Genomic DNA, 15,713 nt, shown 5'->3' with positions numbered 1-15,713 from the left:
CTGATCGGCATAGCTCGTCTTGGGCAGTAACCCATCCCGCCTTACCCGCATAAGATGTCGTATACTCGAAGAAGGAAAGGGGTGTAAACATGCTGACCGGCATTCAAATAACGCTGATTGGCGGAGACGCCCGTCAATTGGAAGTGATCCAGAAATTTTCGGAACTGGACGCGACCGTCACCCTGATCGGGTTCGACAATTTGCAATATGCATATAGCGGCGTTACGAAAGTGTCGTTATCCCCCCAGGTGCTGGAAAAAGCGGATGCCGTCATTTTGCCGGTTGTCGGCACGGATGACAATGGCGTCGTGGAATCGATCTTCTCGACAACCGACATGACGATCCGCGACGAACATATTGCCGCTCTGCCGTCACATGCCAAAATATACACCGGAATGGCGAAGCCGTATTTGAAGAAGCTGGTCTCGGAGCATAACACCAAGCTGGTCGAACTGCTCGATCGGGATGACGTAGCGATCTACAATTCGATACCGACGGCAGAAGGCGCGCTTATGATGGCCATTCAAAATACGGATATTACGATCCACGGCTCGACCAGCATGGTTCTCGGCCTAGGGAGAACCGGCATGACGATGGCGCGGACGCTTCAGGGACTTGGGGCCAAAGTGCTTGTCGGCGTCCGCAAGCCGGAGCATTTTGCAAGAGCGTGGGAGATGGGATTTACGCCGTTTTACTTGGCCGATCTGGCCCATCAGGTGACGAGTATCGACTTGCTTTTTAATACGATTCCGACTATGATAGTCACAGCGCAAATTATTGCCAGTATGCCTCATCGCGCCGTCATTATCGACCTTGCGTCGAAACCCGGCGGCACCGATTTCCGGTTTGCGGAAAAGCGGGGCGTGAAGGCCATTCTTGCGCCAGGACTTCCCGGAATCGTCGCTCCGAAAACAGCTGGCCGCATTCTCGCGAATACGATAAGCCAGTTGATCTTGGATGACGTTACTACCGGGAGGAATGCGCCATGAATTGGACGGGGAAGACGGTCGGCTTTGCCTTGACCGGTTCTCATTGTACATTTGAAGAAACGATGCCGCATATTCAGCGCTTCGTGGACGCGGGAGCAAGGGTCATTCCGATCGCTTCGCAGACGCTTATGACGACGGATACCCGGTTCGGCACATCGGCAAGCTGGCAGCAGCAGTTAAAGCAAATAACAGGCAATGATATCATTTCTTCCATCGTCGATGCGGAACCGCTGGGACCGTCTAAATTGCTGGATGTGATGCTGATTGCGCCGTGTACGGGCAATACGACAAGCCGACTGGCGAATGCGATGACCGACAGTGCCGTACTGATGGCGGCCAAGGCGCAGATGCGGAACCAGAGACCTTTGGTGCTTGCCATTTCCACGAACGACGGCTTAGGTCTGAACGCCGCGAATATCGCCAAGCTGCTAGTAGCCAAACATATTTACTTCGTTCCGTTTGGTCAGGATAATCCGGCCCAAAAGCCGAATTCGCTGGTGGCCCGAATGGAGCTCATCATGGATGCGTGTGCTTCGGCGCTTGAAGGGAAGCAGCTTCAACCGCTGCTTATTGAGAGATTTCAAGATTTTATATCCTGACCGCATCGTCTTCGGACGTTTTCTGTAAAAGCTGTACGTGTACGGAAACGGTTTTTGTTATTTAATGGAATAACATGCTGGATGACGATTCGCTTTGTTGACACAGCTGCTTGCGTGCGAATACCGGTTGTTTGCGGACGTCCCGAGTCGGTTTATGGCGAATGGGGTACATTTGCATGCCGTCATCCGGTTTTTTCCAGCGGCACGTCGCCGTCGTCCGGTATTTCGCCACCCGAGCAGCGTAAACGGCATCGCTTATCCGGCTTGGAGGGAAGACTATGCGTACTCTCGTGCAGAAGTTCGGCGGCACTTCCCTCTCCGACTCCCGGGCCAGATCTCATGCCATCGGTCATATGAAACGCGCTTTGGCCGAATCGTACCAGCTTGTCGTAGTCGTTTCCGCAATGGGCAGAAAAGGAGAGCCTTACGCCACCGATTCATTGCTTGAGCTCATTCGTCTGAACGGCAACTGCATTCCTGCAAGAGAGAAAGATATTTTACTGCACTGCGGGGAGCTAATCTCAGCCGCCGTCTTGTGCAGTCTGCTCGAAGCCGAGAGCATTCCAGCCATTATACTGACCGGCGCTCAAGCCGGCATCCGGACGAACGAGCGGTACGGCGACGCTCGCATCGAATCCATTCAACCTTCCCGCGTCGTACAGGCATTGTCCGAGGGGAAGGTTGTGATCGTTCCCGGCTTCCAGGGCGAAACGGCTCACGGCGATGTGACGACGCTGGGCCGGGGAGGCAGCGATACGACGGCGACGGCACTCGGCGCGGCGCTTCGGGCGGAATATGTCGACATTTTCACCGATGTGAGCGGGGTATTTACCGCCGATCCGAAAATTGTAGACAAGGCCAAGCCCATCGAGCGGGTCACGTATGCGGAAATATGCAACATGGCTTACCAAGGAGCTAAGGTAATACACCCGAGAGCGGTAGAAATCGCCATGGAAGCGGGGATTCCGGTGCGGGTGCGCTCGACTTTCACAGATGATCCGGGGACGCTTGTTACCAAGGCGGACGACTCGGAACGCTCCGAACGGATGCTTCATGACCGCTTCGTCACGAGCATCGCCCATGTCGCTCCGATCACGCAAATCAAAGTAGCCGCGCAGGAAGGACAATACGATTTGTCCTTGAATGTGTTTAAAGCGATGGCCGCCAATCAGATCAGCGTCGATTTTATTAATGTCAACGTATCGGGAGTTTGTTATACCGTATTCAACGACGAATCCGAACGGGCGCTGGCGATTTTGCGAAGCATGGGCTGCCTTCCGGAGTTTGTGACCGGCTGCGCCAAAGTTTCGATTATCGGCGGCGGGATGAACGGTGTACCGGGTATTATGGCGAGCATCGTCGAGGCGCTGACGCAGCGGGACATCCCGATCCTGCAGTCGGCCGATTCGAACGCGACCATATGGGTGCTTGTTAAGGAAGCAGACGCGAGCCGGGCGATTCAGGCGCTTCATCATTCATTTCAACTGGATAAATAATCGCTGCGGGGCATGCGGCTTCGCCAAACGTTAAGGAGGAACTTTTGTGGACTTCGGAAGAGTCATCACCGCAATGGTGACCCCATTCGACGACAATCTTCAAATCGACTGGGATGGAGCTAGACGACTAATCGACTATTTAATCGAAGAGCAGCAATCGGACAGCTTGGTAATTTGCGGAACGACAGGGGAGTCTCCGACTCTTACCGAGGAAGAGAAGCTCGAGATGTTCCGGGTTGCGGTTGATCAGGCGAAGGGCCGCGTCAACATAATTGCGGGCACCGGCAGCTACGATACGGCCCATACGATTCATTTGACAAAGCAGGCCGAAGCGATTGGCGTAAACGGCGTACTTCTCGTTGCTCCTTATTATAACCGCCCTTCGCAAGAAGGCATTTACGAGCATTTTAAGGCGGCTGCGCAGGCGACGAAGCTTCCGGTTATGCTGTATAACATCCCGTCGCGCACAGGCATAACGGTAGCCGCTTCGACTACGCTCAAGCTGGCCCAATTGCCGAACGTTGTCGCAACGAAGGAAGCCCATTCCGATTTTGACCTCATCTCGGAGCTCACATCGAACGCTCCGGAGTCGTTTAAAGTGTACAGCGGCGACGATATTTTGACGCTTCCGATGCTGTCGGTAGGCGCTTACGGCATTGTCAGCGTGGCTAGCCACGTGATCGGCAAGGAAATGCAGCAGCTCGTCGGCGCCTACATAGGCGGCGAAGTGCGGCAAGCGGCCGAGTGGCATGCGAAGCTGCGGCCCATTTTCAACGGCTTGTTTAACTGTCCGCACCGCGTTCCGAATCCGGTACCGGTTAAATATGCGCTCGGTCTTCATGGAGTGCCCGTCGGCGGGGTTCGCTTGCCGCTTGTACCCGCTACCGAGCAGGAAGCCGGCTTTATTCGCGAGTTGTTCAAACGCTGATCGGGCCTTTAGTAAAATAAGCAAAACGAGAACCGGTGCCGGGGAGCATCGGTTTTTTGTTTTGGGGCAGGCTAATAGTACTCGACTTGTATTTGCATATGCGCTTCATGTATAATGAAACACAAGTGACTGGTTCGGGTTATCTTTGGTCTGGGTATATAAAGATCGTCGCCAAAACAACTTAGGAGGGTTAGATTTGTCTAAAAAAAATATAGATAAAGTATCCATTTTCGCTCTGGGCGGCGTGGGCGAAATTGGCAAAAATATGTACTGCGTTCAATACGGGAACGATATTGTCGTCATCGATTCCGGGCTCAAATTCCCGGAGGAGGACATGCTTGGCATTGATATCGTCATTCCCGATATCTCCTATTTGACGGAGAACCGCGATAAAGTCAGAGGGATTTTGATTACGCACGGCCATGAGGACCATATCGGCGGCTTGCCGTACGTTCTCCGGAATTTAAACGTTCCCGTATACGGAACGAAGCTTACGCTCGGTTTGATCGAAGCGAAGCTGAAGGAAGCGAATTTGCTCGGCGAAACGAAGCGGATCTTGATCAACGCCGATTCGGAAATTCAGCTCGGGTCGATGAAAGCAACCTTCTTCCGGGTGAACCACAGCATTCCGGATTCGGTTGGCGTGTGCCTGGATACACCGGAAGGACTTGTCGTTCATACCGGAGACTTCAAATTCGATCAAACGCCGGTTAACAACCAATATGCCGATTTGCACAAAATGGCCCATATCGGAAGCCGCGGCGTACTGGCATTGCTGTCGGACAGCACGAATGCCGAACGTCCGGGGTATACCGGATCGGAGCGTACGGTTGGAGCGGAGCTGGAAGAGTTGTTTCGCAAAGCGAAGCAGCGTGTCGTCGTGGCAACGTTCGCATCCAACGTGCATCGCGTTCAGCAGGTAATCAATGCGGCGGAAGCTACACGGCGAAAAATGGCCGTTATCGGAAGAAGCATGGTTAACGTGGTCAACATCGCAAGCGAGCTCGGCTACTTGCATATTCCGGACGGCATGCTGATCGAACCGGAAGAAGTGAACAAGCTTGCGGCGGACCGGGTCGTCATTCTTTCGACCGGAAGCCAAGGCGAACCAATGTCCGCTTTGACCCGCATGGCTCGCTCGAATCATCGGAAAGTGGATATTTTGCCGGGCGATACGGTTGTTATTGCCGCAACCCCGATTCCGGGCAACGAACGTTTCGTCGGACGAACGGTCGATGAGCTTTTCCGGATCGGCGCAAACGTGATTTACGGTTCCGGCTCGGTAACCGGCGTTCACGTTTCCGGACACGGAAGTCAAGAAGAGCTGAAGCTGATGCTCAATATGATGAAGCCGAAATATTTCATCCCGATTCACGGCGAGTACCGGATGCTTCGCCAGCACGCTAATCTTGCAGAATCGGTCGGCGTCGACCGGGAAAACATTTTCATCGTGGACATCGGTGACACGGTGGAAATTCAAGGCGGCGTTGCCCGCCGGGGACCGCGAGTTCCTTGCGGCAACGTGCTGATCGACGGACTGGGCGTAGGCGATGTAGGCAATATCGTGCTTCGCGATCGCAAGCTTTTGTCCCAGGACGGCATTCTGGTCGTAGTCGTTACGCTAAGCAAGCAGGACGGCACGATTATGTCGGGTCCGGATATTATTTCCAGAGGATTCGTGTACGTACGCGAATCCGAAGGACTGCTGGACGAAGCGAACCGGATCGTCAGCAGTACGCTCAACCGGCTGATGGTGGAGAACGTCAACGAGTGGGCTTCACTCAAAACTCATGTAAAAGATGCACTCGGACGATTTTTATATGAACAAACCCGTAGAAGACCAATGATTTTGCCGATTATTATGGAAGTTTAAACGGTAAAACGCTAGTCACTGAACCCAATGATACCCGAACACGTTTATGGCCAAGCCTTCCCGACTGGGGGGGCTTTTTCTTTTCGGGGCCCGTCTTCGGTGTGAACTTGGAGCCCACAAACCTTTCCAAGAAGCCCTACCGGATAAAATCGACCGACCAATTCATACTATGGAAGACTACAGGAGGAGGGTCTTCGATGGCTAATACGCAAGCGAACGAAGCGGAGCAACCGGAAGTAGCGGAGAAAAAAAACACGGTGGTCGATACGATCCAACAATTGGGGCAAACGGCGACCCCGGCAGCGGAATCGAACATATACTGCATGACGATTATCGGGCAGGTCGAAGGACATATCGTCCTGCCGCCGCAAAACAAAACGACCAAATACGAGCATCTGATCCCGCAGCTCGTCGCAGCCGAGCAAAATCCGAAAATCGAGGGCGTCCTGATTATATTGAATACGGTTGGCGGGGATGTGGAAGCAGGGCTCGCGATAGCGGAGATGATCTCCTCTTTGTCGAAGCCTAGCGTTACGCTGGTGCTCGGGGGAGGGCATAGCATCGGTGTGCCGATCGCCGTTTCGTCGCATCATTCTTTCATTGCCGAGACGGCGACGATGACGATCCATCCGATTCGGTTAAACGGCATGGTTATTGGCGTTCCGCAAACGTTCGAATATTTGGAGAAAATGCAGGAGAGGGTCCTTCGCTTCATCACCAATCATTCCCGTATCCCGGAAGGCAAGCTGAAGGAGCTTATGTTCAAAACCGGCGAGCTGACACGCGATATCGGCACGACGGTAATAGGGGCGGATGCCGTCAAATACGGGCTTATCGATGCCGTAGGCGGCGTAGGCGAAGCGATCAGAGAACTGAACAGGCTGATCGAGCAGCACCGCGGAGTCAGAGGAGGGCTTGTGCAATGATATTGTATACGAGCGTTCCGATCGAAACCGTGATGGAGGGGTTCGAGGACAAGCAGCCGGAGAGGTCGGAAGTGACGGTTAACGGAATTCTGATGCAGATTGAACTGGTTGCCCCGTACCAAGGTAAAATTGTCCGACTCTACAGCCCGGACCCGATGAATTACTTAAATCCGGACTATGCTCCGGGGAAAATCATTGAGTTCAAGCCGGTATAAACCGGGCTGCCGGATAGATAATGAGAGATCTCGGTTCCTTAAGAGAGAACCGGGAATCTCTCTTTTTTTGTCGAAAAAACCGAACAGGTGTTTTTATTTACGCCGAATATTGGAAAGTATGATATAATGAAATACGTTTCTATTACTTTGCCCCTTGCCGCTTACAGCGGATTCCATAACCGGAGGTGTACAGTTTTGGCTAAAAGACGGAAAAAAGGCGGATCGCTAACGACCCATCTCAAATACGAACTATACGGCATCCTCATACTTATTTTCTCCGTCATCGCGCTTTCCAAAGAAGGCTCTGTCGGCAGATCGCTCAATTTCTTGTTCCGCTTTTTCCTGGGCGTTTGCGATTTTATCGTTCCGATTGTGTTTATATACATAGGCTTGTTTGTCATGGTGAAGCGATCGTGGCCGAAGGGCTGGAACGCGCGCAAATCGGGAGTGCTGCTGCTGATTCTCGGTTTTCTCATTATGAACCATATTACGTTGTTTCAACTGCTCGATCCGACCGGCGAACTGACGAGAGCGACATGGATCGTTAGCCAGACCTGGAATAGTCTGATCGACGGCATACACCCGCAAAACCAGCAGATGCTTCAGCATCAAGTGGGGGGCGGCATGATCGGGGCGGTTTTGTACGCTTGCCTGTACTTCCTGTTCGATAATCTCGGCGCGCGGTTGCTCGAATATTCGCTCTTTGCGATCGGTTTTATCCTGGTAACTGGCCTATCGTATGTCGATATGGGCAGCAAGGTGAGGCGGCTGTTCAGCGGCAGCGGCCTAAGACTTAAGGATACGTTCAAGGATATGTTTCAACTGATGAAAAATCCGGAGACGCCGAAGCCGGTTCGCACCCGTAAGGCGCTTCAGCCGCAGGTCGCTCTGGATGACGACTTCGAGGATGAGATCACGGCGCCGGTCATTATGCGCGAGAAGAAAAAGCCGGTCTTTTTCCAACTGCTGCAAAAAAAGCAAAAGCCCGCCGCTGCGGGATCGGACGATACGGAAGGGGAAGAAGAAGTCGTATACAGCGCAGACGACCGCGGTACGTCGGTTTTGCCGGCCGCCAGGAACGATTATGAGGATGAGGACGAGGGGGACAAGGAGCAATCTGAGTTTCCGCGCATTCGCGATTTTCAAGAGCATCTGGAGGAGCAGGACGCTCCGCTCGAAGCGTCCGAGCCGGTTCTGGCAGAGCCGCCGGCAGTTAAGGCGCTGCCGGCGGCTCAGGAGTATGTTCCTCCCTCCAATCAGATGAAAATCAAGCTCCCGGTCGAAGGGGAAGGCGAAATCGACGTAACGTTTGCGCCGCCGCGCGAAAAACCTCCGGCCAAGCCGTATTTGCTGCCGCCGTTCAACTTGCTGGCGAAGCCAGGCAATTCAGGCAAAGGCGGCGATGCCGTCGACTACAAAACGATCGCCCGCAAGCTCGAGACGACGTTAGAAAGCTTCGGCGTTCGGACGAAAGTGCTCGACGTCGTACGGGGACCGTCGGTCACCCGGTACGAGATTCAGCCGGACGTAGGCGTGAAGGTCAGCCGGGTCGTAAGCTTAACGGACGATATTGCGCTTGCGCTGGCCGCCAAAGACATTCGGATGGAAGCTCCGATTCCGGGGAAATCGGCGATCGGCATCGAGGTGCCGAATTCCGAGGTTGCGGTCGTTACGATGCGCGAAGTGATGGAAAGCTCGGTGTTCCAGGAATCCAGCTCGCTCCTGTCGATCGCGTTCGGACGAGACATATCCGGCCAGGCAATCGTCGGCAATTTGGCCAAAATGCCGCACTTGCTTGTTGCAGGCGCTACCGGTTCAGGGAAATCGGTTTGTATTAACGGGATCATCACGAGCATTTTGTACAAAGCGAAGCCGGATGAAGTGAAATTTCTGATGATCGACCCGAAAATGGTCGAGCTGAATATGTACAACGGCATTCCGCATTTGCTCGCGCCAGTTGTAACCGATCCGCGAAGAGCGTCGCTGGCGCTCAAAAAAATCGTCGGCGAAATGGAAAAGCGGTATGAGCTGTTTTCCAAATTCGGCACACGGAATATCGAAGGCTACAATAATATGATTGCCGAGAAGCCGGATGGAGAGAAGCTGCCGTTCATCGTCGTCATTCTGGACGAGCTTGCCGACCTGATGATGGTGGCGGCGAACGACGTGGAAGATTCGATCTGCCGACTGGCCCAGAAAGCGCGGGCAGCCGGCATTCACCTCATTATCGCCACACAGCGGCCGTCGGTGGATGTCATTACCGGGCTGATCAAGGCCAACATTCCGTCGCGGATCGCCTTTGGCGTATCGTCCCAGGTCGATTCGCGGACGATTCTGGATATGGTCGGCGCCGAGAAGCTGCTCGGCCGCGGCGACATGCTGTTCCTGCCGGTCGGAGCGTCGAAGCCGATTCGCGTGCAGGGAGCCTTTTTGTCCGACCCGGAAGTGGAAGCAGTCGTCGGCTTCTGCAAAAATCAGGAGGAAGCCATCTACCAGGAGGAGATCGTGCCGGAGCTGGAGGAGCAGGCGGAAGCCGAGGACGAGTATGAGGACGAGCTGTACGACCAGGCCGCCCAGATCGTTATCGAAGCGAAGCAGGCGTCCGTCTCGCTATTGCAGCGGCGTATGCGGGTCGGTTATGCGAGAGCGGCCCGCCTGATCGACTCGCTGGAGGCGAAAGGCATCGTTGGCCCTTACGAGGGGAGCAAGCCGAGAGAAGTGCTGCTCACGATGGAGCAGTACCAGCACAATCGAATCCCGTCTTAAACGGGGAGAAAACAAACGAAACGTCCTGTTCTTTCGGAACAGGGCGTTTTTCTGCATAATACCGCTGGCCGCTTGTCATAATAAGGCATGAAAACAGCCCTAAATACGCAGACAGGATGGTTGAGGACAGCGATGAACAAGCGACTGATTGTCATAACGATATGTACCGTTATGTTTTTGCTGGCGGCTATTCAATTGAAGCACAGATGGAGTTCCGAACAAACGTTCGGAGAAAGTGAGATCCGCTATGGCACACAGGGCGGAGACGTTTACGAGCTGCAAGGCAGATTGAAGCTGCTCGGATTTTACAAGGGAGACGTAGACGGCGATTTCGGGTATGAAACGCTCCAATCGCTGAAGACATTCCAGCAGCAGTTCGGGATGAAGGTGGACGGAATCGCGGGTGGGAAAACGAAAGTAAAGCTGTGGGAAGCAACCAAAGAGTGGTCGCCCGACCGCACGCCGCGTAAAGGGGCGGAAAGCGAGGCCCCAGCTCCTCCTGCTGGTTCCCCGGCGCCGGGTTCGAATGAGGCAGCTGGGCAGGAAAACGCTCCCGCCAAGGAAGCATCCGGAAACGAATTATATTCCGGTTCGAACAATCTGGGGTTGTCTGACCAAGATATGAAGCTGATGGCCAACGCCGTTTTCGGCGAGTCGCGCGGTGAGCCGTATGTCGGGCAAATTGCCGTAGCCGCGGTCATTTTAAATCGGGTCAAATCGGCCAGCTTCCCGAATACGGTGTCCGGCGTCATTTTTCAGCCCGGCGCTTTCACAGCCGTTGCCGACGGACAAATTTGGCTGACGCCGAACGATGTGGCCTCCAAGGCGGTTAAGGATGCTCTGAACGGGTATGACCCGACCGGTGGCTGCACGTACTACTTCAACCCGGAAACGGCAACCTCCGCATGGATCTGGTCGCGGCCTCAGGTGAAGCAGATCGGCAAGCACATTTTTTGCAAATGATTCGCGGCCGCCGAGATGTAGCCTTTGCTTCAACTCCGGCGGCCGTTCGGTTGCTTCTTCGCTTGCAGGAAGAATATAATGGAAAAGAGGTCGATACAATGGCAGTAGATACAAGCCGACCATCAATCGAAGAAGGGAGCGTATTGCCGTTGAGCAAATCCAATTTTGAAAGAGAGACGATCGGCAATGTGAGGCTTCACGTCCTGCCGACGGATCAGTTCAAAACGTACGCCATCTCGGTATACATAGGGACTCCTTTGACAGAGTCCACGGTTACGCCCGTAGCTCTGGCCCCGTTCGTTCTCCGTAGAGGAACAGCCAAGCTGCCGGAGACGAAGCAGTTTCGCGAGCGTCAGGACGATCTGTACGGAGCCGGCTTCGGCTTTGACGTCTACAAGCGGGGAGACTACCAGATCGTACAATTCCGGATGGATATGATCCACGACGATTTCGTAAAAGATCATGGCTCGATGCTCGGGCAAGCGCTGCAATTCGTCGGTGAAGCGATTACCGATCCGGTGCGCGATCAGGGCGTATTCCGAGCGAAGTATGTGGAGGCCGAGAAAGATACGCTCCGCAAACGAATCGCCGCCATCGTAAACGACAAAATTCGCTATGCGGCCGAACGGATGATCGAAGAGATGTGCCAAAGCGAACCGTACCGCCTTCATCCGCTTGGCAGGACCGACGATCTGGCTCCCATCACGCCAGAATCGCTGTTCGCTTCCTACGAAACGTGGCTGGCCGACTCGCCGATCGACGTGTATGTCGTGGGCAATACGACTCTAGCCGAAGTGAAAGCTCATCTGGAATCCGCGTTCAAGTGGAAGCGAAAGGGAACCGCCGCTTACGACCGGAAGGCGGAGCACAAGCAGGTCGGCGAAGTCCGTACGGTCATCGACCGGATGGATGTGACGCAAGGAAAGCTGAACATGGGCTTGCGAACTTATGTAACATATGCTGATAAGGAATATCCGGCAGCGCTTATGTACAACGGTATTCTTGGCGGTTATCCGCACTCGAAGCTGTTCTTGAACGTAAGGGAAAAGGAAAGTCTGGCTTATTATGCTTCGTCCAGACTTGACGGGCATAAGGGCATTTTGACGATTCAGTCCGGCATCGAATTTGCGAATTACGAAAAAGCAGTAGCTATTATTAAACGGCAAATGGAGCATATGGCCGAAGGCCAAATCAGCGAGCTCGAAATGTCGCAGACGAAGGCGATGATCGCCAATCAGCTGCGTGAAAGCCAAGATTCGGCATTCGAGACGATCGCCCTTGATTTCAATAATCAGCTTTCGGGCACCGTAAGATCGGCCGCCCAGCTTATCGAGCAGGTCGAGCAAACGGACCGCGAGGCCATCCGCCGGGTTGCCGAAGGCGTGAAGCTGGATACGATTTATTTCCTTCGCGACCGGAAGGGGGAGTGAGACATGCAAACGATACCGTTCACCCGACTGAAAGAGACGTTGTATCACGAGAAATTGGCTAACGGATTAAACGTTTATATTCTCCCGAAGCCCGGTTTTCATAAAATATATGCAACCTTCTCCACCCGATACGGCTCGATCGACAATCATTTCCAGGTAGAGGGCAAAGCGGAAGCAGCCGTGCCGGACGGGATCGCCCATTTTCTCGAGCATAAGATGTTCGAGGAGCCGACGGGCGACATTTTCGCCACCTTCGCCTCGCAGGGCGCTTCTGCGAACGCGTTTACGAGCTTCGACCGCACCGTTTATTTGTTCTCGGCGACGGAGCAGGTGAAGGAAAACTTGACGACGTTAATCAATTTCGTGCAAAATCCGTACTTCACCGAACAAAACGTCGAAAAGGAAAAAGGAATTATCGGCCAGGAAATTAACATGTACAGGGATAATCCCGACTGGCGCGTTTATTTCGGCCTGATCGAAGCTTTATATCAGAAACATCCGGTTCGGATCGACATTGCCGGCACGGTCGAATCGATCTCGCATATTACGAAAGATACGCTTTACGAATGCTACCATACGTTTTACCATCCGAGCAATATGAGCCTGTTCGTCGTCGGCGGCGTCGATGTGGAGGAGATCATGCAGCTTGTGCGCGATAATCAGGCGGCTAAGACATTCCCGCCGCAAGGGGAAATCCGCCGGTTTTTCGAGCGGGAGCCGGACCCGGTGCACGAAGCGAAAAAAGTGATCGAACTGCCGGTATCGCTGCCTAAATGTTTGTTCGGCTTCAAGGAGCAGATCCAGTCCGGCGGGGGCAGCGAGGGGCTGAAGCGGGAAGTGACGTCGAAGCTCGTGCTCGACGCGCTGCTCAGCCCAAGCTCGAAGCTGTACCAGCAGCTGTACGACGACGGGCTCATCTCCGATCAGTTCGGGCATGAATACAATACGAACTCGAACTACGCCTTCTCGATTATCGGCGGCGACACGAAAGACCCCGACGAGCTTGTACGCCGCGTAAGCGAGGCGCTGGAGAAGGCCAAAACCGAAGGGATCGACGCGGAATCGTTCGAGCGCAGCAAGCGCAAAAAGATCGGCGGCTTCATGCGGATGATGAACTCTCCCGAGGCGATGGCAAACGAGTTTACGAAATACGAGTTCCGGGACGCAAACTTGTTCGACGTATTGGACGCCTACGAGGCCGTTACGCTGGAAGAAGCAAACCGGAGATTGCGCGAGCATGCCGACTTTGACCGATTCGCCATTTCGATCGTCAGGAGTCCGGTGACCGCATGATTAAGCCTTTGTCGGAAACGACCGTTCTGATTACGGGGGCGAGCCGGGGCATCGGGGCGGCTATCGCCGTACGCTTCGCCTCCGTAGGTATGAAGGTCGTCATTCATTACCTTCATTCGCACGAATCCGCTAACGAAACGGCTCGGGCTTGTCTGAACCTCGGAGCGAAGGTACTGACGGTAACGGCGGACGTACGCAACCGGGAACAGCTGAAGCGGATGAAGGAAAAGATGGAGAAACATGACATGGTGCCGGACATTCTCGTCAATAACGCCGGTGTCGCCCACTACGGCTTACTGCAGGATGTCACGGAGGAAGATTGGGAGCGCGTCATGGACGTGAACCTGAAAGGCATGTTTTTGTGCACGCAGCTGTTTATGGAGCCGATGATTCGGCAAAAATATGGAAGAATCATCAATGTATCGTCCGTATGGGGAATATCAGGGGCTTCCTGCGAAGTCGTGTATTCCACCGCGAAGGGCGGCGTCAACGCCTTCACGAAAGCGCTGGCCAAGGAGCTGGCGCCTTCGGGCGTTACCGTTAATGCGGTCGCTCCGGGCGTCGTGGAAACTTCGATGAACGCTAATCTCAGCGAAACCGAGAAGGAAGCGCTGCAAAATGACATTCCGGCCGGGCGATTCGCCCATCCGGACGAGATCGCCTCGCTCGTTTATTTTATCGCTTTGCCCGAATCCGGCTATATAACCGGCCAAATTATAAGTCCTAACGGCGGATGGCATACTTAACGAGCTTCGAGCAGCCTGAAATTGGACATTCTTTGCGGGCATACGGGGGGAACGTACGACGCATGCTAGTATTGGTTGTACCCCTAAAAACCGACAAGGAGGAACTTTTTCATGGCAACTGTACTTAAGAGCTTTGAGCGTTGGAAAGAGTTTTTGTCCGAGCGCGTGGAGCAGGCGCATAAAGCAGGCATGAGCGAAGAGACGATCAGCAAAATCGCTGCGCAGGTCGGCGAGTTTTTGGCGAACAAGATCGATCCCGAGAACAAGGAAGAACGGATTCTTAAGGAATTGTGGGATGTAGCGGACGACGAGGACAAAAAAGTGCTCGCACGCTGCATGGTGAAGCTCGTCAGCCAGTCTTGACCGGTTGTGTTCGGATGCGCATCGGTACGTTTTTGCGCGGTGGGAAGGAAGCCTCCTCTTGAAGGGGGCTTTTCCTCCTGCTTTGGCACTTTTTTTAATGATATAGAATTGCTAAATCGCGGTCGCTTATCCTTGAAATCGCCGATATACGTTTTTCTTATCATCATTCATAATTTCATTCCGCTAAAGCGGTCATCATGGAATTACAACGATGTTGTATTTTCTTACGCGAAGCTAGGAGGATAATAGCGAATATTGTAGAATTAGTTGTAAAGGGCCATACATCCGGAAAGGGAGATTACTCGATGGAAACGAAGCAATGGTACATGGAATACAAAATACATAAAAACCGTCCGGGTCTGCTCGGCGATATTGCATCCTTGATGGGGATGCTGGAAATTAACATTTTGACAATCAACGGCGTAGAAGACCGTACGCGCGGCATGCTGCTGCAGACGGATGACGACGAAAAAATAGAACTTATGGGTAAGATGCTGAAAAAAGTGGATAATATTACTGTATCGGCTCTTCGCGCGCCGAGACTGGTCGATATTCTCGCCGTTCGCCACGGACGTTACATTGAACGCGATTCCGACGATCGCAAAACGTTCCGTTTTACGCGCGACGAACTAGGACTTTTGGTTGATTTTCTCGGCGAAATATGCAAGAAGGACGGCAATCAGGTGATCGGCTTGCGCGGTATGCCGCGCGTAGGCAAAACCGAATCGATTATCGCCGGAAGCGTATGCGCCAAAAAACGATGGACGTTCGTCTCGTCAACGCTGCTGAGGCAAACGGTGCGCAGCCAAATGTCCGACGACGAAATGAACCCGCACAACGTGTTCATTATCGACGGCATCGTTTCGTCGATGCGCTCGAACGAAAAGCACCATATGCTGCTGCGCGAAATTATGGCGATGCCTTCGACTAAGGTGATCGAGCACCCGGATATATTTATTCGCGAATCGGAGTATACATACGATAATTTCAATGTAATCATTGAGCTTCGCAATACGCCGGACGAAGAAATATCGTACGAATCGTTTTTGAATACGGATCACGATAACGAAAGATTTTAAAGTTTGGCGTTTGAAAGCGGAGATTTGTTTACGGGAGGTGATGAAGC

The 15,713-nt window shown here is 53.4% G+C and carries 15 protein-coding genes; 14 read left to right on the top strand and 1 reads right to left on the bottom strand.

The genetic code is table 11. The features are described from left to right. The first annotated feature begins 89 nt into the window (after positions 1-89). Together dpsA and D7M11_RS00405 are read left to right on the top strand one after the other, a co-directional pair. Complete coding sequence (dpsA, locus tag D7M11_RS00410) at positions 90-989, top strand: dipicolinate synthase subunit DpsA (RefSeq protein ID WP_120745175.1); 900 nt, start codon at positions 90-92, stop codon at positions 987-989. After that, entirely contained in the window at positions 986-1,588 is a 603-nt protein-coding gene (locus D7M11_RS00405) for a dipicolinate synthase subunit B (protein WP_120745174.1), read from the top strand. Before dpsA ends, D7M11_RS00405 begins: the two co-directional genes overlap by 4 nt. Positions 1,589-1,649: 61 nt before the next feature. Here D7M11_RS00405 and D7M11_RS36835 read toward each other — a convergent pair whose 3' ends face one another. Beyond that, complete coding sequence (locus tag D7M11_RS36835) at positions 1,650-1,820, bottom strand: hypothetical protein (RefSeq protein ID WP_193556069.1); 171 nt, start codon at positions 1,818-1,820, stop codon at positions 1,650-1,652. 46 nt (positions 1,821-1,866) lie between these two features. On the opposite strand from D7M11_RS36835, the gene dapG reads away from it, so the two are divergent. The 12 genes from dapG to D7M11_RS00345 all read left to right on the top strand — a co-directional run bounded on the left by dapG (position 1,867) and on the right by D7M11_RS00345 (position 15,666). Beyond that, positions 1,867-3,084, top strand: a complete 1,218-nt coding sequence (gene dapG, locus D7M11_RS00400) for an aspartate kinase (protein ID WP_120745173.1) — start codon at positions 1,867-1,869, stop codon at positions 3,082-3,084. A gap of 46 nt (positions 3,085-3,130) precedes the next feature. Next, entirely contained in the window at positions 3,131-4,012 is an 882-nt protein-coding gene (gene dapA / locus D7M11_RS00395; protein ID WP_120745172.1) for a 4-hydroxy-tetrahydrodipicolinate synthase, read from the top strand. A gap of 196 nt (positions 4,013-4,208) precedes the next feature. Further along, positions 4,209-5,885, top strand: coding sequence for a ribonuclease J (locus D7M11_RS00390; RefSeq protein WP_120745171.1), 1,677 nt, complete (start codon positions 4,209-4,211; stop codon positions 5,883-5,885). A gap of 197 nt (positions 5,886-6,082) precedes the next feature. After that, a complete protein-coding gene (locus D7M11_RS00385) occupies positions 6,083-6,811 on the top strand; it encodes a ClpP family protease (RefSeq protein ID WP_120745170.1) in 729 nt (242 codons plus the stop codon). Next, positions 6,808-7,026, top strand: a complete 219-nt coding sequence (locus D7M11_RS00380; RefSeq protein WP_120745169.1) for a YlzJ-like family protein — start codon at positions 6,808-6,810, stop codon at positions 7,024-7,026. Before D7M11_RS00385 ends, D7M11_RS00380 begins: the two co-directional genes overlap by 4 nt. A 195-nt stretch (positions 7,027-7,221) precedes the next feature. Then, positions 7,222-9,792: an FtsK/SpoIIIE family DNA translocase gene (locus tag D7M11_RS00375; RefSeq protein WP_120745168.1), complete on the top strand. Its 2,571-nt coding sequence runs from the start codon at positions 7,222-7,224 to the stop codon at positions 9,790-9,792. Between the two features lie 132 nt (positions 9,793-9,924). Then, positions 9,925-10,755, top strand: coding sequence for a spore cortex-lytic enzyme (gene sleB / locus D7M11_RS00370; protein WP_120745167.1), 831 nt, complete (start codon positions 9,925-9,927; stop codon positions 10,753-10,755). A 149-nt stretch (positions 10,756-10,904) separates the two neighbouring features. Continuing rightward, positions 10,905-12,185 carry an EF-P 5-aminopentanol modification-associated protein YfmF gene (gene yfmF / locus D7M11_RS00365; RefSeq protein ID WP_240040907.1) on the top strand — a complete coding sequence of 427 codons (1,281 nt, stop codon included), beginning with the start codon at positions 10,905-10,907 and terminating at the stop codon, positions 12,183-12,185. A gap of 3 nt (positions 12,186-12,188) precedes the next feature. Further along, entirely contained in the window at positions 12,189-13,478 is a 1,290-nt protein-coding gene (yfmH, locus tag D7M11_RS00360; RefSeq protein WP_120745166.1) for an EF-P 5-aminopentanol modification-associated protein YfmH, read from the top strand. Continuing rightward, a complete protein-coding gene (gene ymfI / locus D7M11_RS00355) occupies positions 13,475-14,224 on the top strand; it encodes an elongation factor P 5-aminopentanone reductase (protein WP_120745165.1) in 750 nt (249 codons plus the stop codon). The genes yfmH and ymfI overlap by 4 nt, the downstream gene beginning before the upstream one ends. A 111-nt stretch (positions 14,225-14,335) precedes the next feature. After that, positions 14,336-14,587 (top strand): DUF3243 domain-containing protein, encoded by a 252-nt coding sequence (locus D7M11_RS00350; protein ID WP_120745164.1) that lies wholly within the window; start codon positions 14,336-14,338, stop codon positions 14,585-14,587. Between the two features lie 305 nt (positions 14,588-14,892). Further along, positions 14,893-15,666: a DUF3388 domain-containing protein gene (locus tag D7M11_RS00345; protein WP_120745163.1), complete on the top strand. Its 774-nt coding sequence runs from the start codon at positions 14,893-14,895 to the stop codon at positions 15,664-15,666. Positions 15,667-15,713 lie beyond the last annotated feature (47 nt).

Origin of the sequence: Paenibacillus ginsengarvi, from assembly GCF_003626695.1 — a bacterium.
GTDB classification, from domain to species: Bacteria; Bacillota; Bacilli; order Paenibacillales; family NBRC-103111; genus Paenibacillus_AB; species Paenibacillus_AB ginsengarvi.
The sequence above is the reverse complement of the archived record's forward strand: the minus strand, read 5'-3'. Positions and strand labels throughout refer to the sequence as shown.

Excerpts from the sequence above, each read along its gene's own strand:
- dpsA (WP_120745175.1), top strand. The coding sequence starts at position 90 with ATGCTGACCGGCATTCAAATAACGCTGATTGGCGGAGACGCCCGTCAA.
- D7M11_RS00405 (WP_120745174.1), top strand. The coding sequence starts at position 986 with ATGAATTGGACGGGGAAGACGGTCGGCTTTGCCTTGACCGGTTCTCAT.
- dapG (WP_120745173.1), top strand. The coding sequence starts at position 1,867 with ATGCGTACTCTCGTGCAGAAGTTCGGCGGCACTTCCCTCTCCGACTCC.
- D7M11_RS00385 (WP_120745170.1), top strand. The coding sequence starts at position 6,083 with ATGGCTAATACGCAAGCGAACGAAGCGGAGCAACCGGAAGTAGCGGAG.
- D7M11_RS00380 (WP_120745169.1), top strand. The coding sequence starts at position 6,808 with ATGATATTGTATACGAGCGTTCCGATCGAAACCGTGATGGAGGGGTTC.
- sleB (WP_120745167.1), top strand. The coding sequence starts at position 9,925 with ATGAACAAGCGACTGATTGTCATAACGATATGTACCGTTATGTTTTTG.
- yfmH (WP_120745166.1), top strand. The coding sequence starts at position 12,189 with ATGCAAACGATACCGTTCACCCGACTGAAAGAGACGTTGTATCACGAG.
- ymfI (WP_120745165.1), top strand. The coding sequence starts at position 13,475 with ATGATTAAGCCTTTGTCGGAAACGACCGTTCTGATTACGGGGGCGAGC.
- D7M11_RS00350 (WP_120745164.1), top strand. The coding sequence starts at position 14,336 with ATGGCAACTGTACTTAAGAGCTTTGAGCGTTGGAAAGAGTTTTTGTCC.
- D7M11_RS00345 (WP_120745163.1), top strand. The coding sequence starts at position 14,893 with ATGGAAACGAAGCAATGGTACATGGAATACAAAATACATAAAAACCGT.